This window comes from Marivirga aurantiaca (genome assembly GCF_016679925.1).
Classification (GTDB): domain Bacteria; phylum Bacteroidota; class Bacteroidia; order Cytophagales; family Cyclobacteriaceae; genus Marivirga; species Marivirga aurantiaca.
This window is the reverse complement of sequence record NZ_JAEQBW010000010.1, coordinates 56972-78251: the sequence shown is the minus strand read 5'-3', so window position 1 is coordinate 78251 and position 21280 is coordinate 56972. Positions and strand designations below refer to the sequence as shown.

Annotated in this window: 17 protein-coding genes; 7 read left to right on the top strand and 10 right to left on the bottom strand. The window is 37.4% G+C overall.

What is annotated here, in order from left to right:
* Nucleotides 1–50: 50 nt before the first annotated feature.
* Both JKA74_RS16890 and cysS read right to left on the bottom strand, forming a co-directional pair.
* Nucleotides 51–512: an SRPBCC domain-containing protein gene (locus tag JKA74_RS16890; RefSeq protein WP_201432412.1), complete on the bottom strand. Its 462-nt coding sequence runs from the start codon at nt 510–512 to the stop codon at nt 51–53.
* Nucleotides 513–601: 89 nt separating this feature from the next.
* The gene (gene cysS, locus JKA74_RS16885) at nt 602–2089 is read right to left on the bottom strand and encodes a cysteine--tRNA ligase (RefSeq protein ID WP_201432411.1); all 1488 of its coding nucleotides are present in this window, start codon (nt 2087–2089) and stop codon (nt 602–604) included.
* Between the two features lie 362 nt (nt 2090–2451).
* Here cysS and JKA74_RS16880 point away from each other — a divergent pair, with 362 nt between their 5' ends.
* The 5 genes from JKA74_RS16880 (at nt 2452) to JKA74_RS16860 (ending at nt 8410) form a co-directional block, all read left to right on the top strand.
* Nucleotides 2452–2925, top strand: coding sequence for a ribosome maturation factor RimP (locus JKA74_RS16880; RefSeq protein WP_201432410.1), 474 nt, complete (start codon nt 2452–2454; stop codon nt 2923–2925).
* Between the two features lie 3 nt (nt 2926–2928).
* Complete coding sequence (nusA, locus tag JKA74_RS16875) at nt 2929–4170, top strand: transcription termination factor NusA (protein WP_201432409.1); 1242 nt, start codon at nt 2929–2931, stop codon at nt 4168–4170.
* A 48-nt stretch (nt 4171–4218) separates the two neighbouring features.
* On the top strand, nt 4219–7275 hold the full coding sequence (gene infB / locus JKA74_RS16870; protein WP_201432408.1) for a translation initiation factor IF-2: 3057 nt from the start codon (nt 4219–4221) through the stop codon (nt 7273–7275).
* Nucleotides 7276–7409: 134 nt separating this feature from the next.
* Entirely contained in the window at nt 7410–7805 is a 396-nt protein-coding gene (locus JKA74_RS16865; protein ID WP_201432407.1) for a DUF4440 domain-containing protein, read from the top strand.
* A 134-nt stretch (nt 7806–7939) separates the two neighbouring features.
* Nucleotides 7940–8410, top strand: a complete 471-nt coding sequence (locus JKA74_RS16860) for an SgcJ/EcaC family oxidoreductase (protein WP_201432406.1) — start codon at nt 7940–7942, stop codon at nt 8408–8410.
* 43 nt (nt 8411–8453) lie between these two features.
* Here the strand turns inward: JKA74_RS16860 and JKA74_RS16855 are convergent, their stop codons facing one another.
* Nucleotides 8454–9737: an acetyl-CoA hydrolase/transferase family protein gene (locus tag JKA74_RS16855; protein WP_201432405.1), complete on the bottom strand. Its 1284-nt coding sequence runs from the start codon at nt 9735–9737 to the stop codon at nt 8454–8456.
* Between the two features lie 331 nt (nt 9738–10068).
* Between JKA74_RS16855 and JKA74_RS16850 the strand changes: the two genes are divergently transcribed.
* Both JKA74_RS16850 and JKA74_RS16845 read left to right on the top strand, forming a co-directional pair.
* The gene (locus tag JKA74_RS16850; RefSeq protein WP_201432404.1) at nt 10069–10905 is read left to right on the top strand and encodes a DUF5694 domain-containing protein; all 837 of its coding nucleotides are present in this window, start codon (nt 10069–10071) and stop codon (nt 10903–10905) included.
* A 459-nt stretch (nt 10906–11364) separates the two neighbouring features.
* The gene (locus tag JKA74_RS16845) at nt 11365–12399 is read left to right on the top strand and encodes an alpha/beta hydrolase family protein (protein WP_201432403.1); all 1035 of its coding nucleotides are present in this window, start codon (nt 11365–11367) and stop codon (nt 12397–12399) included.
* 100 nt (nt 12400–12499) lie between these two features.
* On the opposite strand, the gene JKA74_RS20795 is transcribed toward JKA74_RS16845, so the two are convergent.
* The 7 genes from JKA74_RS20795 to JKA74_RS16815 form a co-directional block, all read right to left on the bottom strand.
* Nucleotides 12500–12775: a hypothetical protein gene (locus JKA74_RS20795; RefSeq protein ID WP_236587874.1), complete on the bottom strand. Its 276-nt coding sequence runs from the start codon at nt 12773–12775 to the stop codon at nt 12500–12502.
* 242 nt (nt 12776–13017) lie between these two features.
* A complete protein-coding gene (locus tag JKA74_RS16840; protein ID WP_201432402.1) occupies nt 13018–15063 on the bottom strand; it encodes an OmpA family protein in 2046 nt (681 codons plus the stop codon).
* 13 nt (nt 15064–15076) lie between these two features.
* Nucleotides 15077–16204, bottom strand: coding sequence for an ice-binding family protein (locus tag JKA74_RS16835; RefSeq protein WP_201432401.1), 1128 nt, complete (start codon nt 16202–16204; stop codon nt 15077–15079).
* Between the two features lie 81 nt (nt 16205–16285).
* Complete coding sequence (locus tag JKA74_RS16830; RefSeq protein WP_201432400.1) at nt 16286–17995, bottom strand: ice-binding family protein; 1710 nt, start codon at nt 17993–17995, stop codon at nt 16286–16288.
* A 283-nt stretch (nt 17996–18278) separates the two neighbouring features.
* Nucleotides 18279–18446: a hypothetical protein gene (locus JKA74_RS16825; protein ID WP_201432399.1), complete on the bottom strand. Its 168-nt coding sequence runs from the start codon at nt 18444–18446 to the stop codon at nt 18279–18281.
* Between the two features lie 388 nt (nt 18447–18834).
* Nucleotides 18835–19269, bottom strand: coding sequence for a response regulator (locus JKA74_RS16820; RefSeq protein ID WP_201432398.1), 435 nt, complete (start codon nt 19267–19269; stop codon nt 18835–18837).
* Nucleotides 19266–21266, bottom strand: coding sequence for a PAS domain-containing hybrid sensor histidine kinase/response regulator (locus JKA74_RS16815; RefSeq protein WP_201432397.1), 2001 nt, complete (start codon nt 21264–21266; stop codon nt 19266–19268). The genes JKA74_RS16820 and JKA74_RS16815 overlap by 4 nt, the downstream gene beginning before the upstream one ends.
* Nucleotides 21267–21280: the final 14 nt, after the last annotated feature.

Here is a 21280-nt window from a genome sequence, read left to right as displayed (position 1 = left end):
AAACAATTGGCTGTAAAAATAATGGCTCCGGTAAGGCTGTCAAGCAAGAATTATTCCTTGCAATAATTTATAAACTGACCTAAAATATAATCCCAACCATACTCAGAATCCATCATTTCCTGATACTCCTTGCCTCCATCAGCGTGATTTCTAAAATTGTAATGCTCAAATTCAATACTTGTAGCTGAACCATTCTGCTGGGTAAAATTGATTTTTATATCACTTGCAGCATCAGGATTGGGAATAGGTTCTCTTTTTGGGCTAATTTGCCACTTAAATTCTATACTTTCATTCTCAGTAAGATTTGTTACTCGTCCCCAATCAATTCGGAATCCATAAGGGCCAATTTCTGTACATAGCCCATCTATTTTCGGGTCTATTTTAATTTCCCTGAGAAAATCCTGCGACCAGGTATATTCTTTCGGCCACCATTGATTGAATTCATGAACAAATTTCCGAAAAGCTTTTTTAGCATTTATTTCAACTGTGAGTTTTTTGCTTATCCCATCCATTTCTTTCTGTTTTTAAAAAGGAAAATGCTATTTTTCTCAAATGAAGAAACAGCTCAAAATTGATGTTGATGGTTTTACAAAGGATTGGATTATTCCTCGTAAGCCCAGTCTACCCCGGTTTTCATGTCTTTTATCAGGAGTTTGTTGCTCTTCAAAATAGCACGTATTTCGTCTACCTGGGCATAGTTTTTTTCAACTTTTGCTTTCCTATAGATATCCAACAATGCATTGATAATAGGATCCACCTCAGCAGGGTTTTCTTCTTTTAGACCTAAAATATCCACCATGAATGAGCGATATGTGTTAACCATTTTTTCAAAAACAGCTGATCCAATTTCACTGTATTTTAACTGGCCTGCATGAAGTGAATTGATTTTTTTTAGCAAATCAAACAATTGCGCAACGGTTTTTGCTGTATTGAAATCATCGTTCATGGAGCGGTAACACTCATCACAAAGCTGATTGATCTGAGAAATTGTTTGCTCATTTTCCACACCATCATCGGCCACAAAGTGAAGGGTTTTCAATACTTTTAATCCATTGGCCAATTTCCTGTAGCCTTTTTGGGCAGCCTTAAGTGCTTCATTGCTAAAATCCAATGTACTGGAATAGTGTGTCTGGAGCATAAAAAATCTGACAGACATAGGAGAGTACCCTTGCTCGAGCATTTCATGATCCCCTGAAATTAATTCAGTTGGAAGAAATGAGTTGCCTAATGATTTACTCATTTTCTGGCCATTCACAGTCAGCATATTGGTATGGATCCAATAATTGACCGGTGGTTTTCCTGTGGCTCCAACAGCTTGCGCTATTTCACATTCGTGGTGTGGGAATTTCAAATCCATTCCACCGCCATGGATATCGAACGTTTCTCCTAAATATTTAGTACTCATTACAGTACATTCCAAATGCCATCCCGGGAAACCATCTCCCCAGGGTGATGGCCAGCGCATGATATGCTCATCAGAAGCTCTTTTCCATAAGGCAAAATCCAGCGGGCTTTTCTTGTCGTCCTGACCGTCCAATGTTCTGGTATTGCTTTGCAAATCTTCAATTTTCCTTCCACTTAGCACCCCATATTCGTGGGAATTGTTATATTTCTCTACATTAAAATAAACAGAACCATTTTTCTCATAGGCCCATCCATTTTCCAGTAGCTTTTTAGTGATTTCTATTTGCTCAACTATGTGCCCTGTGGCTGATGGTTCAATATCTGGAGGCAAGTTATTGAACATGTCCATTACCTGGTGGAAACCATTGGCGTAACGTTGTACAATTTCCATGGGTTCAAGATTTTCTAACTTGGCTTTTTTTCCAATTTTATCTTCACCATCATCCGCATCATTTACCAAATGGCCTACATCTGTGATGTTTCTCACGTAACGCACTTTGTAATCGAGGTGTCTCAGATAACGATTAATCACATCAAAACTCATGAAAGTTCTGACATTACCCATATGTACATCACTGTATACAGTAGGCCCACAGACATATAACCCCACAAAAGGTGGATTGATAGGCTTAAATACTTCTTTCTTACGAGTGAGTGAGTTATGGATTTTTAAATCTTTTATCATGCTGCAAAATTAAAAATTTGATTTTCTTTTTAGGAATATTTTGAAGTTTCTTTCCTTGTTCTTGTGAAATAAAAGAATAAATCATCTGAAAAGACATTGGCATAATAATTCCCATCATCCTGTTTGCCTAAAACGGTTTAATTGTCATATCAGTAGAATAAGAGGAACTATTTTAAGTCAGATTTGTGTGAATAAGCACTTATTAATAAGGCTTTTAACTGATTATAGCATTATTTGAGTTTAATTGATGTATATAAATACATGCTATTTGTTTTGCTCAGAATTTTCTTCTAAATTTGCAACAAAGTTAGTAAACAAATAAAAGAGGGGGCTTTTAGTCCCCTCTTTTTTATCGTAGAATAATGGATTTAGAAGCGAAAATAAATGCTTATTTGCAGGAAATCATTACTGATCCGAACTACTTTATCGTAGATATTGTGATATCGGGTAGCGATAAAAGAAAGATTATGATCTTGTTGGATGGTGATGAGGGAGTGGATATTGACTTTTGCGCGAGCGTGAGTCGCCAGTTAAGTGCACGGCTGGAAGAGGATGAAGTAATGGGTGAACAACCTTATATTTTAGAAGTGTCGTCTCCGGGCCTGGATCATCCGTTGGCAAATGAGCGTCAATATAAAAAGAATATTGGCAGGGAGGTGAAAGTTGAAACAATTGATGATACTATCATAACGGGTGAATTATTAAAGGTTGAACCGGGTTTTATCCTGGTGAGCCAACAAATAAAAGAAAAAGGAAGTAAGAAAATCAAGGAAGAGGAAGTAAGTATTCCTTTTCAATCAATAAAGAAAACTAAAGTCTTGGTTTCATTTAAGTAACACATGGACACATTAAATCTAATAGAATCGTTTGCCGATTTTGCAAGGCAGAAAAACATTGATCGTCCTACCATGATCCGTATCCTGGAAGACGTGTTCAGAACTATGATCCGTAAAAAATACGAAACGGATGATAATTTTGATATTATTATAAATGCCGATAAAGGTGATTTGGAAATCTGGCGTTTCCGTGAAATTGTGGATGATAATTCCGAAGACATCTGGGAACATGATAAAATCAGTTTGTCAGAAGCCAAGAAAATAGAGCCTGACTTTGAAATTGGTGAAGAAGTAGCGGAAGAAGTGAAGTTACTGGATTTTGGTAGAAGAGCTGTTACCACTGCACGACAAACCCTTATCCAAAAAGTAAAGGATTTGGAGAAAGATATTCTTTTTGCCAAGTATAAAGAATTGGTGGGTGAAATCATTGCTGGTGAAGTGTACCAGATTTTAAGTCGTGAAACTTTATTGACCGATTCAGATGGTAATGAGTTAGTGCTTTTAAAATCTGAGCAGATACCAAAGGATAGATTCCGAAAAGGAGATAGCGTGCGTGCGATTGTTCACAGAGTAGAAATGAGCAATGGCAATCCGAAAATTATCCTTTCAAGAACATCACCTGTTTTTCTGGAAAGATTGTTTGAGCAGGAAGTACCGGAAGTATATGATGAATTGATCACTATTAAGAAAATCGTTAGGGAACCTGGAGAAAGGGCTAAAGTAGCGGTGGAGTCTTATGATGACAGAATTGATCCTGTAGGAGCTTGTGTAGGGATGAAGGGTTCAAGAATTCACAGTATAGTGCGTGAATTACAGAATGAGAATATCGATGTAATTAACTATACAGAAAACTTAGAGCTATATATCCAGCGAGCATTAAGCCCCGCTAAAATCGGTTCTATCAAAATTGAGGAAGATAAAAAGCGTGTTTCTGTTTATTTAAAGCCAGATCAAGTATCTTTAGCGATTGGAAAAGGTGGACAAAACATTAAATTGGCCAGTAAATTGGTAGGTATGGAAATTGATGTTTTCAGAGAACTATCTGCTGCCGAAGAAGAGGATGTATTGATAGATGAATTCAGCGATGTACTTGAAGATTGGGTAATTGTTGAATTGAAAAAAATTGGTTTGGATACAGCTAAGAGAGTGTTGGAAGTTGGTAGGGAAGAGCTTATCAGAAGAACCGATATGGAAGAAGAAACTATAGACGAAATATTTAACATATTTAGTCAGGAATTCGAGTAAATTTTAATAGGCTCGAATTAATAATATTAAGAAGAATACAAAGCATTTATGTCAGAAGAAAAAATGATGCGTCTCAACCTTGCTGCAAGGAAGTTGAATGTAGGATTATCTACAATCACGGATTTCCTGAGTAAAAAAGGTTTTGAGGTGGATAGCAAACCAAATTCTAAAATCTCTGAAGAGCAATTTAACATGCTTGCTAAAGAGTTTGCTTCATCCGCTATGGAAAAAGAAGAGGCTTCCGGCCTTACCATAGGTAAAAAGCATAATAGCAATGTTACTATTGATTCAGATGGTGATGCTGTTGAAAAAGAGGAAGAAGAGGATAATATTCTGATTAAAAATACAGGGGCTGGTTCCAGTAAGCAGAGTCAGGAAGCACCAAAAACCCCTGCAAAAGAAGAAGAACCATCTCCAGCTAAAAAGGAAGATGATGATTCTTATAAATCCGAAGCTCCAAAACTTCAGGGGATTAAAGTATTGGGTAAAATAGACTTAGGACCTAAGAAAAATAAAGAACCCGAAGCTCCTGTGAAAAAAGAGGAGCCGACTGCTGAGAAAGCAGCTAAACCTGAGGATACTAAGAAGCCAGAAGAGCCCAAAAAAGAAGAAATCAGTCCATCGGCCGAAAAACCTAAAGAGGAAGTTCAACCTACAAAGGAAACAGACAAGCCAGTTGAGACTCCAAAAGCGGATGGCGCTAAAGAAGAAAAAGCTGATGATAAAGCAGAGGTAAAAGAAACACCTAAAGCTCAGGAAGAGGCCAAAAAGCCGGAGGAAGCTCAACCTGCTGCTAAAGAAGAAACACCTAAGGAGACTCCTAAAGAGGAAGAGAAAGTAGAAGAAAAAACCATTGCAGCCAGAGCGGATGCTTTAAAAGGTCTTACTGTTTTAGGGAAAATTGAATTGCCTAAGGAAAAAGATAGAAAAGGTAAAAAAGGCGTAAAACCTGTTGCTTCATCTGATGATAAGAAAGAAGCGCGTAGAGGCAAACGTCCAAGGAAAAGAATTGCTACCAATGCTCCTGGAGCTACCAAGCCTCAAGAATCTAGAGGTGCAGGTTCAGGAACTGGCGCCACAGCCGGTGGTGGTGGTGCAGCCAGAGGCGATCAAAGAGGAGGAAGACCTGACCAAAGAGGAGGCGCAGCAGCAGGTGGAAGAAGAGGTCGTGTAGAAAAAGTGGAACCTACTGAAAAGGAAATTCAGGAGCAAATCAAACAAACGATGGCTCGCCTAAGTGGCAAAGGTAATACCGGAGGCGCTGGAGGTAACAGATCAAAATACAGAAAAGAAAAAAGACAAAGTCAGGCAGATAGAAGAGAGGGCGATTTACAGGAGCAGGAAGAACAATCAAAAGTACTACGAACCACAGAATTTATTTCGGCCAATGATTTGGCTTCAATGATGGATGTGAGCGTAAATGATGTCATTGCCAAATGTATGGCATTGGGTATTTTTGCTTCTATTAACCAGCGTTTGGATGCAGAGACAATCACTATTATTGCTGATGAATTTGGTTTCGATGTGAAATTCACAGAAGCCGATGATGAAACAGAAGTAACTGAAACAGTTGATAACCCAGAAGATTTAACAGAAAGAGCGCCTATTGTAACTATAATGGGTCACGTAGATCATGGTAAAACATCTTTACTGGATTATATACGTGAAGCAAAAGTTACAGAAGGTGAAGCAGGTGGTATTACGCAGCATATTGGAGCCTACTCTGTGGAGACAGAATCTGGTAAAAGAGTAGCTTTCTTAGATACTCCGGGTCACGAAGCCTTTACGGCCATGCGTGCAAGGGGTGCCAAAATTACCGATGTGGTCGTAATTGTAGTGGCCGCTGATGATGCCGTGATGCCGCAAACCAAAGAGGCCATCAATCATGCACAGGTTGCAGGTGTGCCAATGGTAATTGCCATTAACAAAATAGACAGGCCTAATGCTAATCCTGATAAAATAAAAGAAGAATTAGCGAATATCAATATATTGGTGGAAGATTGGGGAGGAAAATATCAGTGTCAGGAAATTTCTGCTAAAACCGGACAAGGTATTGACGACTTACTTGAGAAGGTATTGTTGGAAGCTGAGGTTTTAGAACTGACAGCCAATGTTAACAGAAATGCTACCGGTACAGTAGTAGAAGCCGAGCTTGATAAAGGTAGAGGTTATGTAACCACCATTATGGTGCAAAGTGGTACTTTGAAAGTGGGAGATGTATTATTAGCAGGCTCTCACTATGGTAAGGTGAAAGCCATGTTTGATCACCGCGGCAAAAAGCTACAGGAAGCAGGTCCTTCAACTCCGGTATTAATGCTGGGATTGGATGGTGCTCCTCAGGCTGGAGACAGGTTTAACGTCATGGATAATGATCGTGAAGCCAGAGAAATCGCTAATAAGCGTGAGCAAATCCAGCGTGAACAAAGCATGCGTACCAAGAAGCACATTACTTTGGATGAAATTGGCCGTAGATTGGCAATAGGTTCGTTTAAAGAACTGAATGTGATTATTAAGGGTGATGTGGATGGTTCTATTGAGGCTTTGGCAGATTCATTATTGAAGTTGTCCAATGAAGAGATCCAGGTGAAGATCATTCACAAAGCAGTTGGTCAGATTTCAGAATCAGATGTATTGTTAGCTTCGGCTTCCGATGCGATTGTTATCGGTTTCCAGGTAAGGCCTTCACAAAATGCAAGGAAAATTGCAGAGGCAGAGGAGATTGAAATCAGGTTATATTCTATCATCTATGATGCTATCAATGAAATCAAAGATGCGATGGAAGGTATGCTGGCACCAACTACTGAAGAAGTCATTACAGGTAATATTGAAGTGAGAGAAGTCTTCAAAATTACTAAAGTGGGAACTGTTGCAGGTTGTATGGTGACTGATGGTTATGTGAAACGTAATAACCAAATCCGATTGATCAGAGATGGAATTGTGAAGTATACCGGTGAAATTGACCAATTGAAACGATACAAAGACGATGTGGCTGAAGTGAAGAAAGGCTATGAGTGTGGTATCAGTATCAAAGGGTATAATGACATTGAGATTGGTGATATAATCGAAGGATTTGAAGAAAAAGAAGTGAAAAGGAAGCTTAAATAAGCTGATTCAAAATAGATCAAAACCCCTGTTCGATTTCAATTGATCAGGGGTTTTTTATTTTATTTTTTCGAGTAAGAATATAATTTAATGCAGGCAAACTACCTTTACATTTTACCTGAACAAAATATTTTAAAATGGAACCATTAAAGAACCAAAAGCCAAGATCTCCCGAGGACATTCCCGATACATTCGTGACAGCCTGGAACGACAGGGATACCTATGAATTGATAGACTTGTTTGATGAAAGTGCTGAATTGGAGAATGTGGAAGGGCTATGGAGGCATAAGAACAAAGAATTCTTCAGTGCTTATGACAACGGCCTCAAGTTTAATTTTAAAGAGGTAAGGCTTTCTGTTAAGAATGTTAGCACTAAATATATTACAGATACAATTGCTGAGGTAAAAGCCCAATTGTATTTGGATAGCCATCCTTCTGCGAAAAATAAAATCCAAAGGAAAGATATGGTTTTCAACTTTGTGGTTCAGAAATCTGGGGATGACTGGCAGTGCATTTCACTGCATACCAATTAAAAATCGCTCCAGTCGATGTATCTTATGTTGTAGATTTTTCCATAATGTTAGCGTATGAGTCTTCTCAGATGCTTTAGAAAATTGTATTAACACAAAATGGATTGAAATAAGTTAAGGTAATAAAGAACTTGCATATGCCATCTAATAATCAAGTAAAAAAACCTGAGAACTTGCCGGAAAATTTTGTAGCTGCCTGGAATGCCAGAGCGCCAGAAGGTATAGCCAATTTATTTGCTGAAGATGCTGAATTTGTTAATGTAGTAGGTCTGTGGTGGCATAATAAAAAAGATATATTTAAAGCCCATGATTATGGATTGAGATATTTATTCAATAACTCGAAACTTTCCATAAGAAAAATCAAAACCAAATATCTTTCAGATACTGTTGCTGTAGTAAATGCTAAACTTCATTTAGAAGGACAAACAGCAATTGGAAACCAGCACCTCAAAAGTAGAGACACTATTTTTACTTTTGTGGCGCAGAAAACCGGCAGTGAATGGTTTTGTGTATCTGCTCATAATACTGATATAGTACCAGGAAAAGAAACTAACATCAAGAAAGAGGATGATTCTATTGAAGCAGTCAGTTATAGAAAAAGAAAATAATCAGAAAAACCTCTGTAATGCAAAGGCTTTTCTGATTCAAATTTTATTTACTCTTAAACCGCTCAAAAGCTTCTTTGTCCAGTGCTTCCCTGGCATCAGGATGGGCAATAGAAATTAAGGCTTTAGCACGTTGTTTCAGATTTTTTCCAAACAAATCTACTACGCCATATTCAGTGGCTATGTAATGCACATGCGCCCGTGTTGTGGTTACCCCGGCTCCTTCTCGTAAATAAGGCACTATTTTACTGATCCCTTTATTGGTGATGGAAGGCATGGCTAAAATGGCTTTACCGCCTTCGGAAAGCGATGCTCCCCTTATAAAATCCATTTGTCCGCCAACACCTGAAAATTGGTATTTGCCAATGGTGTCCGCACAAACCTGACCGGTGATATCAATTTCAATAGCGGAATTAATAGCAGTTACTTTTGGATTTCTCCTGATGATGGCTGTATCATTGGTATAGGCTGCTTCTTTCATATGAACAATAGGATTGTCGTTCATGAAGTCGTACAGCTTTTGAGAACCCACTGCAAAGCAGGTAACCAACTTGCCGTTTTTAACTACTTTATTGCTTCCAGTAATGATGCCCTTTTCAACCAAAGGTAAAATACCATCTGAAAACATTTCTGTGTGTATGCCCAGGTTTTTGTGGTTATGTAAATTCTCAAGGGCTGCATTCGGAATGGCCCCAATTCCCATTTGAAGTGTAGCTCCATCTTCCACTAAGCCTGCAACATGCGCCCCAATTTGTTTTTCAATATCTGTAGCCTCCGTGAGGTCGTGTGCATGGATAGGTTCATTTACTTCAATGGCATAATGGATTTTGCTAACGTGGATAATACCATCTCCATGTGTTCTGGGAACCCGTGGATTGATTTGTGCGATTACAATTTTGGCATTTTCGATAGCAGGTAAAGTAATATCTACTGAAACGCCCAAAGAGCAATAGCCATGAATGTCAGGTGGGGAAACCTGGATAAAGGCTACATCTAAAGGCAGGATGTTTCTTCTGAACAACCAGTGCACCTCGCTCAGGAAAATGGGAATGTAATCTCCTCTTCCTTCCTGTATGCATTTTCTCACATTACCTCCAACAAAACAACTGTTGATATGAAATGCCATGCGATATTGTTCATCTGTATAGCCGGCTCTGCCTTCCGTATGTAAATGCATAATTTCCACATTGGTTAATTCACTGTGCCTGGCTACCAGTGCATCTATGAGGGCAACGGGTGTCATGGCAGCACCTTGAATAAATATCCGCTGGTTGGATTTTACATGAGAAACGGCTTCTTCAGGTTTTACTATTTTGATGGAATGGGACATAGTATTTTCGTTTTTAATTTTAGATTGATAGTACAAATTTACCGGCTATAGTCTGCAATTTATTGATTATAAATGGTGAAAAAGATGACTAATGTCATGTATTGTTACGGTAGTTTGGGGCTGTTGTTTTGGCTATGAATGGAAGTGATTTCAAGCCTAAATGAGGTTCAGGAATGTTTTGTAGTAGTTGGAAAGTTCACCACAATTCGTAAATTTATTCCGCTATATAATTTGGTGTTGCGGCTTACAGCAGATGGCAAGCTTAGTGCTTTCTAGTCCCAATCATCAAAGCCTAAGCATTGTACTTAACTCAAAACCAATCTAAATAATTATGAGGAAACCTTTTCTATTAGGAATTTTAATCTTATCCTTTTTGGCCTGTAATTCGGAAAGAAAAGAAGATGTAAAAAATAAATCAAAAATTGAAAATAGCATCACTGACAAAATTAGAGTGCTAAATTTTGGTTCTATACATTTAAGTGGAAGCACAGATGCTCATTCTTCAATTACGGACATAAACAACCCAACAGTTAAAGCAGACATAAAACTAATTGTTGACCGTTTGGTAGATTTCAAACCAACAATTATTTGTGTAGAAATACCCCCTGAAAGCACCGGTTTTATTAACGAAACGTACCAAAAATACAAGAACGACCAAAGCAATAGAATTAATTATTCGGAAGAAGTAAATGTTATTGGACTTGAAGTAGCGCGATTAAGTGGCACGAAAAAAATTTATGGAATTGACAATCCAATTGGTTTTGACTACCCTAGTTTAATAAGTATTGCTAATCAAAAAGCATCAGACAGTCTTTATGTTCAAAGTATTATGGATAAATACGAAAAAGTAAATAAAGAACCTTTGCTAGAACAATATAGAGAGATAAATACAAAGGAGTATAAGGCGGAAACTTTTGACTTTTACAACTTTTTAGCCACTATGCATACTCCTGGAAATTTTGAAGGATCGGATATCATAGCTGAGTTTTATAAAAGAAATTTGAGAATGTACACCAATTTTTCAGACATTCCATTAACTAAGGATGACAGGGTTTTAATAATAATGGGGGCAACTCATACAGCATACTTCGATATTTTTATCGGGAATAGCCCTAAATATATGCTTGAAAACACAGCCAAATACACAAACTACGAAAAAACTAGGTGACATAACGATATAGCACATACTTCTTAGCTATGTGAAACTCATGTGTAAAGTAGATACTTTGTTTGATCATTAGAAAAGTCCAGAGTCTATATCCGGATCGTTGTTCCTGTTCATTGATATAGTAGTTAGACTTTTGCTACATAAAAAGGCAAAATGAAATTACTAACAAGCTTATCTGACCTCTTTGTCTCACCGCTACTGTCATTCCTGAAATTTGTGAGCCGTGACGAAGGAAACGGTAAATAAATTATCAGGAATCCCCTTGCTTACGCAGACACTCTGCTTTTTGACGCGGGCTCTTTGTTGGTGGCTTTTCAGCGAGACCCGTTAAAAGAGGTTCAGTTTTTTGGACCTGCTTGCTATGTTTAGTTAACTCAGCAAATTTACAAATTCAACTTTTTTTATGCGTAATGTGTAACAAACAAATAGTTCAGGAGTCATACCATAAAAATAAAATTTATGAAAATAGTTAAACGAATTGGAATTTTTATTGGAGTAATTATAATATTTATTTGCCTCTTTATTGGCTTTAAGTTCGGCAACAAGTACTATACATCTTATAAAAATGAAAAGGCACTTTCCAATACAATTTTGGATAAAGAAATCCAGGATAAAGATATTAAAAGAGCGAAAAATCTTAAAAACGGACAAATTCTCTCGAAAGAAAGTTTTAATCTTTCTGAGATACCACCTATTTGGAATAAAATTTCCGAAAACAATTCACTATTAAAAACTTATGAATATTTGAATCAAATTAATTTTTATGTAATAGTTTATAAAAGTGATTCATTATTGGTAAATGGAATAATTGCTGAGCCAAAAAGAGAAGGAAAATTTCCCGTAATTATTTTTAACCGGGGTGGAAATAAAGAAATTGGTAAAATGGCGAAGGCTAAGACACTTTATGCATTACTATTTGCCACCTCTAAATTAGTAAATGAAGGTTATGTTGTAATGGCCAGTTGTTATAGAGAAAATGATGAATTTGGAGGTAATGATATTCATGATGTCCTCAATTTAATTGAAACTGCTAAAGAAATAGAAAAAGGGGATGCCAATAGAATTGGTATGTTCGGTTGGTCAAGAGGTGGAATGATGACTTATTTATCCCTAAAACACACTGATAAAATAAAAACAGCAGTAATAGGTAATGGTCCATCAGATATAGAAGCGCTAATTAAGGAAAGACCGGAAATGGAAACTAAGGTGTATGCCAAATTAGTACCCAATTATGAAAAAAATAAAGAAGAAGAACTGAAAAAACGTTCTGTTATATATTGGGCTGACGAATTAGATAAAAGTGCTAGTTTACTTATCCTATGCGGTACAGAAGACAAACGGGTAAATCCAAATCAATCAGATAAAATAGCCAGTAAACTGACTGAAATCAATTACGATTTTACACTTAAAAAATTTAAAACTGACCACAAATTTTCTGATAAGGTAAAAGAAAGAGATGAATTGCTCATAGATTGGTTTAAGGAAAAATTATAAAAACCTCTTTCTATCCGTAGTTTTAAGCGCAGCGAACTACAGCTTACTTTATAAGAATGAGCCTGAGATTCAATACGCACTATTTTAAGCGGATTTCGAATTAAATACTAAGACTGAAAGTATTAAAACATACGTAAAGAGTTATTGATAATGTAAAAATAACCAGTATCCATTTTAAGTTTTTATTATCTATTAAGTCAGAAGACTGTAAGGCTCTCTCTTTGTAAATTTTTTGTTTAAATTCGGTTCTGCTGCGTATCTCCCCTGAGATGTCAGGAAATAGTTGAGACAGCTTCCCGTGGAAGGCATTTTTAATTTTCGGAAGCCTTTCCGTTGAAACATTAGGGAATAATTCTATAAGGTTTAATTTTTTCATTTCTTTGACTTTCGGGCGTCTGTCAAAAGAAACATCAGGAAATTGTTGGTTCATGTTCATGATAGCTTTTATTTTTTGTAAAGTTGGAGATATTTCACCTTCATTCTATTACATAGAAGCTTTCAAAACTTATATAGTTGACTGATTCCGGGAAAATCGAAGCCTTATCATTTGTGTAAAACCATTAGAAATAAAAAAGAGGCTACCAGGAAGGCAGCCTCTTAATCTATAAGTTGTGGATTTTACTTGTTGGGTATGATATCAATCACTACCGTACGGTTATAGAAACGTCCTTCCGGTAATTCATTATCAAATGGTGCCAATTGAGTATCTTCACCAAAACCATACACTTCAAATCGAACATCCTTTTTACCTGCTTTAGCTAAAGCTTTTTTCAAAATTTGCCTTACATCATTAGCTCTGGCCTCAGATAATTCCTTGTTGTTTTCTTTGTCTCCTATTTTGTCAGAATACCCATGAATAATAACTTTACCGTTTGCAGGTATTTTTGGAGCTACTATTTCTGTAAGATATTTTTCGTAAATACGGATAGATTTGGATTCATTGAATTCATAGATCACACTATATCGCATGCCTATTTCATCTTCTGCGGGTGTCCAAAGAACCATATTAACTGTCTTTTTTTCTTTTACAACTTCATTATTATTGGTTTTCCCCACCATGGTTACTTTGTATTCTCCCTCAGGACGTGTGCCCATAACGGATTTGCCAGGGATACTCACTTTTTCCTGATTAAAAGGACCAAAGTATTTAACCTCACCATTTTTGCCTTCTGTTTCTACCGACCATGATGAAAATGCTTTATTTGAACCTTCAGCTATAAAAGTGATATAACTGTCAAGTGGTGCTATCTGTACGGCTTCAAATTGCACCGGTTTAAGAGGAGCTTCCGGCCCGCTTTGAAATTCCATTAGCATAGCAGGTGAATTGCTTTCGATAGATACCCTGCGGTCATCTTCACTAAGAAGTGCGAGATCCATAGTGCCACCTTCCGGCCCTGACACAACTTTTGGTTTTTCACGTCCTTCAACCTTTATCCTTGCCGGATCAATGGAGAATACACTTGTAAGATATTGCTTAACTGATTCTGCCATGGCTCTTCCATCAGCATTACTGGTTTCTGATGAACCTACCAGGGTAATTGTAGCCTGAGGGTTTTTGCCCATTCTGTCACCCACAATATTGATCAGGTTGTAATATACAACCATGGCTCTTTCTGAACGCCCTGACAACTTTTTAGGTGTAAAAACTTCCAGTTGATCCTCTTTAAAATCTTTCACCTGATCTTTAGTCAACAATACATATCGCTCAGGAATGTTATTAGAACCCATGTCGAAAAACACATAATTACGCAAAGGGAATGTTTCTCTTACTCTTCGTTCAACAGGAATGTTCTCCGGAGAAATCACTGAAAATTTGACTCTGGAAGCAGAAGGGGCCTCAGCAAGACCAATAGTTGCGGTATTTTCCTTTTCGTCAATTTTTTGTCCACTACCTATCTTAAATGCTACACCCGCTCTTAAGGTAGTTACATTCCATGTTTCGATGGAACGAGGCTCCTGACCAATGTAAGGATGAAAAGCTACAAAGGGAGAAATGACATACTGCGTTTTATTTTCTTTGGATGATAATTCAATATCGTATCCTGCACCTATTTGCATAGAAAGAAGTACAGAATTCATATTACTGAAATCTCCATTTACATCTTCTTTGTCTTCTTGTTCGGGAAAATCGGCATTTGCTTTTTGGCTATAAGTGAATGCTTTTTCCATATTAAATGCAAAGCGTGGGCCTGCATAAATATAAAATGAAGACCTGAATGGGGCAAAACGTAAACTGGGTTCTATTGTAATGTAACTAAGCTCTGTTTTTAAGTCGGCCTCACAATTACAAGGTGTCATCACCTGATCGAATGAGCCTCTGCGACTATCATAACCTGCCTGCAACATAACTCCCAGAAGGGAGCCTGGACGGTGGTACTCAATTAAGGGAGCCACATAAAGTCCTATGCCATTACCTTGTCGGAATGCAGTAGGTACTGTTAAGTCCTGATTTAAACGTTGTGTAGTACCAGTATAAAAGTTGAAGTTTCCACCTGCCGCCAAACCAAAACGGAATGAGGGTTTAGTGTATTCTGCATCTTGTGCCATTAATGGCACTTGTATACCTATTAAAATCAAAAGACTGAAAATAAAGCATTTAATATTCAGTCTGTTAACGAGAAACCCTAAGGGTTTCTCGTTTGTATTGGTAGTTATTTTTTTCATAATAGTTTTTTAATTAAGGCTTCTCGATTATGTTGGTGTCGGTCATAGTTACTGAACCATTTCTGGCCAACATTCTACCTTCTGCAACAGCTCCTGAATTCATGGTAATTGAAGTTAAAGCCAATACGTTTCCTTTGAATATGGTGAAATCCCCTATTGTAGCAGAACTTCCTACCTGCCAAAAAATATTTTTGGCTTGTGCGCCATCCGTTAGAATTATACTTCCTCCGGCTCCGCCTACTGTTGTAAAATCAGAAGCAATCTGGAAAATCCAAACAGCATTAGGGTCACCCTTTGCGTCCAGGGTTAAGTCACCTGATTGTATCAAAAGTGTTGATGTTGATTTATATATGCCGGGAGCCAATGTTTTACCACCTTGGTCACCTTCTACAGTAGCAGGGGCAGGTGAAGATGCTCCTTCAGTAAAAAGATAGACTTCTTCCAGGTGCAGCTTTGCTTCTGTGAGCATATCTGCCACTCCGGCCGGTGCTAAATCATCAGAAGCAAACATATCGCCATTTACAATAATAGCAGGTGGAAAACCTGTAATTGAAGATCGAAGACCGGGGCTGATACCTACATCCAGATTACGGATCTCACTAAAGCCGGCTTCATTACTCACGCCAACTCCGGCAATTATGCCAAATCTTTCAACGGATTTTAAATCAACAGCTATTACCTCTGTTCCTGTTCCAGTACTGATGTTTGCATTAGTTGTAAAGCTCCAGGTATAATCCGCCTGCATTTCGTTGCCCATTAAATCTTCTATAGAGGAAAATATAGTACCCGTATAGTTTGTATTGGGGGAAAGCAGGTTTGAGGGAGTAAATGATAAAGTAAAAGTACTTGCATCATAAGCCATGTCGCCTGTAACAGCTTGTGCAGCAATATCTCTACCGTTTGTATTGGCAGTTACACTTAAACCAAAAGCTGCCGGAGTTATCGATTCCGGATTGATAGCACCATTAAAGGTTACAGTTACAATTTCGTTACGCACCACATTTGTTTCCAAATCTTCCGGTGTGGTTGAAACTACCTCTGGGCAGATGCCAGTCATTTCAACATTTTCATCTTTGCAACCACCGATAAACGCGGCCATTATAACAGCAGCGAATGTGGTCATCCATATTCTTGTTTTCATATAATTTTTATTTAAATGGGATAATGAAGGAGAAAGAAAGCTGCCATCGGCAGCCTTCCTTTCTTAAATGAGTGTGTTTAATTATTCTGGTTTTGTAACTATATTTTTATCAAGAATTACAGCCTTTTGTGCCAAAGCTCTACCAAATAATGTGGCTTCAGTTTGAAAGATTGCATCATTCATTGATAAAATAATTCCTTGAAAACTGGAATTGGTTCCAATAGTAGCTGAACCAGCCACCTGCCAAAAAATATTTTTAGCTTGTGCTCCACCTGTTAAAGTAATGTTCTTAGCAGAACTCATACTTAAATCACCTGATATCTGGAAGATCCAAATATCATCGGCTCCACCGTTGATTACCACGTCATCGGATATTGTCACAGTAGTTGTCCATTTATACAAGCCAGGAGATAGCGTTAATCCACCTATGCTACCTGTAGCTAACTCCAGGAAGTCAGGAGTAGGACGTCCAGCAGCATCAGTATAAGCTAACATCATATCTTCAACAGCAACTGTTAAATTAGTAGGTGTTGGACTTGCCATATCTGCAGCATACACCTTATAACCTGCTACCTGAGTAGAAGTAGCATACCCTGTGGCATCAACCAAATCAAAACCAGTAATTAAAGAAGTAGCAGCAGGGCTTAAGCCTAAATCACCAGTGATGGCTGAAGTGGGCACATTAGTGATAGTTGACTTAGCTAAAATCACATAGTTAGCTGAGCTTCCTAAATCTACTGTTGCAAGGACTGAAGAGGTTTCAACTGTAGTAAAACTCCATTCAGTATTTGCAGCTAATGCATTACCAGCTAAATCTTTTGCATCTGTTGAAATACTTGCTGTGTAAGTAAGTCCGGCCTCCAAAAGTGCATCAGGAGTAAAAATCGCAATTTCATTATTGTAAGTTACTGTACCTGAAATTGAATTGTTTCCTTGTTCTAATGTGAAAGAGGAATTGTTAATTGTTTCAATATCCATTTCTTCATTAAAAGTTACAGAAATAGTTTTGTTGCGAACAACTTCTGTTGCATTATCCATAGGTTCTGTCGCATTTACTCTCGGTACTGATGTATCAGGAGCTTCGGCAGTAGTAAATGAAATTATTTTATCGGCTAAAAGGGCATTTCCTGCTGTATCTTTTACTCCGGTAGAAATAGTTGCTGTATATGTCATATTGCCCTCTAAATTTTCCCAAGGAGTAAAAGTAGCCGTTGTTGCATCGGTAGTAATTTCACCTGCAATAACTGATTCTCCTTGCTTTACCTCAAAGGTTGAAGCGTTGAAAGTACTCTGATCCATGGGTTCGCTAAAAGTAAACACAATAGTAGTGTTAAGCTCGACATTAATGGCATCATTTTCCGGATCGCTTAAAGTGATCGTTGGTGCAGTATTGTCAGGTAGTTCTCCGGTAGTGAAATCCCAGGTATAATCTTCCCACATACTGCTTCCTGTCAGGCTTGTAGCTGATTGATTGATAACGGCAGTATAAAGTGTATTAGGTAAGAGCTCATTTTCAGGTGTAAAAGAAGCTGTTAGGTTATTGTAAGCTGTTGTTCCATTTACTTCTACGGTTCCCTGTCTTAAACTAAATTTCGTATTAGTAGAGCCATCCATTTCCTCACTAAATGTTGCAGTGATTATATGGTTAATTGCAATACCACTAGCTTCACTGATTGGGTCCGTGGATAATACACTTGGGCGTACTCCTACATCTTCCTTTTCATTGCATGCGGTAAAAAGAATAGCTGCTGCTATGGTGAATATGGTAATCGATTTTGTAAATAACATCATTAAAAAATTTAAGCTACGCATCTGGCGTGCAGTCTGAAAAGAATATTCAGCAAAACAAAGGTGAGGGTTTGATTGCGCAATAACTTATATGCTTCACAGGGAGGTTTACATAAATCACTGTTATGCAAAAGAGGATATAGAAGGGGCAATTATTGGCCAATGTAGTGTGAGGACTAAGCCTGCTTTATACACTGGAAACTTACCGATAGATAAAGCAGGTTCCTCCTGAAAATTCAATGAATTTACCTTTTGAAGAGTAAATGGTATTTATTTGCAGAATGCATTATAATTTAGAAATTAATTTGCGTAGAGCTTCTTTAGATTTCCCTAATTTAGTTTCTAGCCTGCTCAATACTTCGTCCATTTTGTCTTCTTCCATCAATAAATCTTTGTCTTTAAGAGTGATAAAGATTTGTTTGAGCTTTTCTTTTTTTTCAGGCCAGTTGATCATTGTTTACACTTATTTTTTATGAGGGTGGGTTAATGAATAATTTAATTAACCCTCACAAATATAAGTACAAAAGTATGTATGTAGTTACACTCTTAAACACGATTCTTACATCTATCATTGATTTAATCTTTGTGGACTTGCTTAAAAAGCATATCAATTCATAAAATCTCTATTTTTCACAGCCATGATTTTTTGTCACGCTATGGGCGAGATGTCCTTCCGGCACTAGGAAAAAATGGCGGTGTGAAAAAAAATGCAAGGGTTATATAGCTTCCAAATATCTAAAGAACTCTTCTTTAGGGCGTATTTTCATGAGGGGATTCACATAAACTCTCGTAGGGGGATAAATGCAATTGTAGCTTATGCCTGATCAAAAAAGATTAACACATTACATTCTTTCCATATACCAAATAAGTTGTTTTTCCATTTTTTGTTTTTCAAAAACTGCGGTAATTATCTTTTGTAAGCGCACAAATGCTGTTTCGCTTTTCACTACATAATCAAGCGCTTTATGGTGCATACAGTTTACAGCTACTTCAATTTTATCTTGCTGGGAGAGTATGATTACCGGTAGATCAGGCTCAATAGCTTTGATTTTATCCAGTGTTTCAATACCATTTATAGCATTTTTGTTAGTTCCGTCAAGTAGGTAATCTAAAATGATGATGTCAGGTTGGCGAGCTAAATTTTTTACACAAAGTTCACCTGATACATAGGTTTCTATGATAAAATCCCCATGTTGGAGAAATTCAATTTCCAGCATTTTTAAGTAAACAACATCATCGTCTACAAGGAAAAGTTTTAATTTATTTTCATTAATCATGGTGTAGTTTTATTTATAAGATTCATTTCTATCTCCAATTCTTTACAGGCGAGGTTTAAAACTTTCTCCAGCTTTAATACAAGCGCCTGGATTTCTTCAGGTTTTTCTTCATTACGGGCATATTCCTGTAAATTTTTGGCTAAAGTTTCATGTTCGGGGCTCAATCCAACAATTGAAAAGGAGGGTATTAATTTGTGAGCAATAACTTGTAATTCTTTCCAGTTTTTGTTTTTCGAACTCTCTATCATTTCTTTTCTTAATGAAATGGTTTGACCTAAATAAAGGGAGATCATCTCGGTCATTAACAAGGGATCCGACTTTGTTCGGTGTATAAGATATTTAAGGTTAATATATTTTCTTTTACTGCTTTGTTCTTCTTTTCTGGATTGATTTTGTTTTTTTAGAGCTGCTCTGGTAAGGTATAAAAGCATTTTTCTTTGCAATAATTTTTCATCGATGGGTTTTGAAATATAATCATTCATCCCAACGGATTTGCATCTTGCCAAATCTGCGGTAGTAACATCTGCAGTTAATGCAATAATGGGCATATTAAGCTTTAATTTTTTACGAATATACTCTGTGGCTTCAAATCCATTCATTTCAGGCATTTGTAAATCCATTAATATGATATCATAAGCCTTGCTCTCTAACTTTTCAATGGCCACTTTTCCATTTACGGCAATATCACACTCAAATCCAAAATCATCCAGGAGAGTTCTCATCAGCAATTGATTGAGGGCGATATCCTCCACTACCAATACTTTTACATCACTTATAAGTGCATCCGGCTCTTCTATAATGGGTTCCGATTCTGCTTCTTTAGTTGTTTTTTTGAAACTTAGCGTAAAGGTAAAAGAAGAACCTTTTTCTATAATACTGTGCACATTAATACTGCCTCCTTGTGCTTCCACCAATTGTTTGGAAATAGCCAATCCAAGCCCGGTTCCTCCAAATAATCGGGAAGTACCGCTGGAAGCTTGCTGGAAATTTTCAAATATTTTAAGGATTTTATCTTCACTGATTCCGATGCCAGTGTCTGTTACCCCAAATTCTATAGTTAATTGTTGTTCATCTTCTTCCAATAACTTAACACTTACTTTAATAGATCCTTTAGAGGTGAACTTGATAGCATTACTTATTAAGTTGATTAAGATTTGATGAAGCCGTAATGGATCTCCCAGGATTACTTTAGGGATATCGGAATCATACTCCTTCACAAATTTTAAGTTCTTTTCCTGTATTTTAAGCTCGAACAAATGAAGAATGGCCGAAATTGAGGCAGATATATTGAAAGGAATTTCCTCAAATGTCATTTTGCCGTTATCCACTTTTGCCAAATCCAGGATATCGTTAATTAGTACTATGAGTGCATCTCCACTGGTCTTTATGGCTGTTAAATATTCTTTTTGTTTGGGAGTGAGCTCAGTTTTGAGTACCACTTTGGTAAAACCAATAATGGCATTCATGGGCGTACGGATTTCATGGCTCATGTTGGATAAAAACTGCTGTTTGGCTTTTACCGCATTTTCCGCCACCTTTCGTGCGTCTTCCGCTTTCATTTTAGCCTCTTCGGCAATTCCTGTAGCGAGTTCTGCATACACAATTGCTTCTGTAAGTTCAGCGGCAATTCTTTTTTGCTCTGTTACGTCTCTTGCCACTATTACTATCCCCAACACCCGAGCTTGTTTATCTTTGTAGACAGACCCGTTAAATAATACATCGGTTAGTTTACCATTTTTATGACGTATAGTAAGTGGGAAATCTGCTACTGATCCATTGGCAAATACTTCCTGGTATACTTCCCTGGCTTTATCTGCTTCAGTAAAGTAATCCAGGAAATCTGTTCCTGTAAGTTTTTCCCGGGTTATGCCTGTGATATTTGTCAATGCCTCATTCATATCCATAATCTTCCCTTTGTTACTGATAGTAACCAGCGGGTCGAGGCTTGCTTCAATCAAACTCCTTGCGTATTGCGATCCTTTAGTACTTTTTTCCAATTTTAGCTTACCTC

Coding starts and splice junctions, on each gene's coding strand:
- JKA74_RS16890 (WP_201432412.1), bottom strand. CDS start 512: ATGGATGGGATAAGCAAAAAACTCACAGTTGAAATAAATGCTAAAAAA.
- cysS (WP_201432411.1), bottom strand. CDS start 2,089: ATGATAAAAGATTTAAAAATCCATAACTCACTCACTCGTAAGAAAGAA.
- JKA74_RS16880 (WP_201432410.1), top strand. CDS start 2,452: ATGGATTTAGAAGCGAAAATAAATGCTTATTTGCAGGAAATCATTACT.
- nusA (WP_201432409.1), top strand. CDS start 2,929: ATGGACACATTAAATCTAATAGAATCGTTTGCCGATTTTGCAAGGCAG.
- infB (WP_201432408.1), top strand. CDS start 4,219: ATGTCAGAAGAAAAAATGATGCGTCTCAACCTTGCTGCAAGGAAGTTG.
- JKA74_RS16865 (WP_201432407.1), top strand. CDS start 7,410: ATGGAACCATTAAAGAACCAAAAGCCAAGATCTCCCGAGGACATTCCC.
- JKA74_RS16860 (WP_201432406.1), top strand. CDS start 7,940: ATGCCATCTAATAATCAAGTAAAAAAACCTGAGAACTTGCCGGAAAAT.
- JKA74_RS16855 (WP_201432405.1), bottom strand. CDS start 9,737: ATGTCCCATTCCATCAAAATAGTAAAACCTGAAGAAGCCGTTTCTCAT.
- JKA74_RS16850 (WP_201432404.1), top strand. CDS start 10,069: ATGAGGAAACCTTTTCTATTAGGAATTTTAATCTTATCCTTTTTGGCC.
- JKA74_RS16845 (WP_201432403.1), top strand. CDS start 11,365: ATGAAAATAGTTAAACGAATTGGAATTTTTATTGGAGTAATTATAATA.
- JKA74_RS20795 (WP_236587874.1), bottom strand. CDS start 12,775: ATGAAAAAATTAAACCTTATAGAATTATTCCCTAATGTTTCAACGGAA.
- JKA74_RS16840 (WP_201432402.1), bottom strand. CDS start 15,063: ATGAAAAAAATAACTACCAATACAAACGAGAAACCCTTAGGGTTTCTC.
- JKA74_RS16835 (WP_201432401.1), bottom strand. CDS start 16,204: ATGAAAACAAGAATATGGATGACCACATTCGCTGCTGTTATAATGGCC.
- JKA74_RS16830 (WP_201432400.1), bottom strand. CDS start 17,995: ATGATGTTATTTACAAAATCGATTACCATATTCACCATAGCAGCAGCT.
- JKA74_RS16825 (WP_201432399.1), bottom strand. CDS start 18,446: ATGATCAACTGGCCTGAAAAAAAAGAAAAGCTCAAACAAATCTTTATC.
- JKA74_RS16820 (WP_201432398.1), bottom strand. CDS start 19,269: ATGATTAATGAAAATAAATTAAAACTTTTCCTTGTAGACGATGATGTT.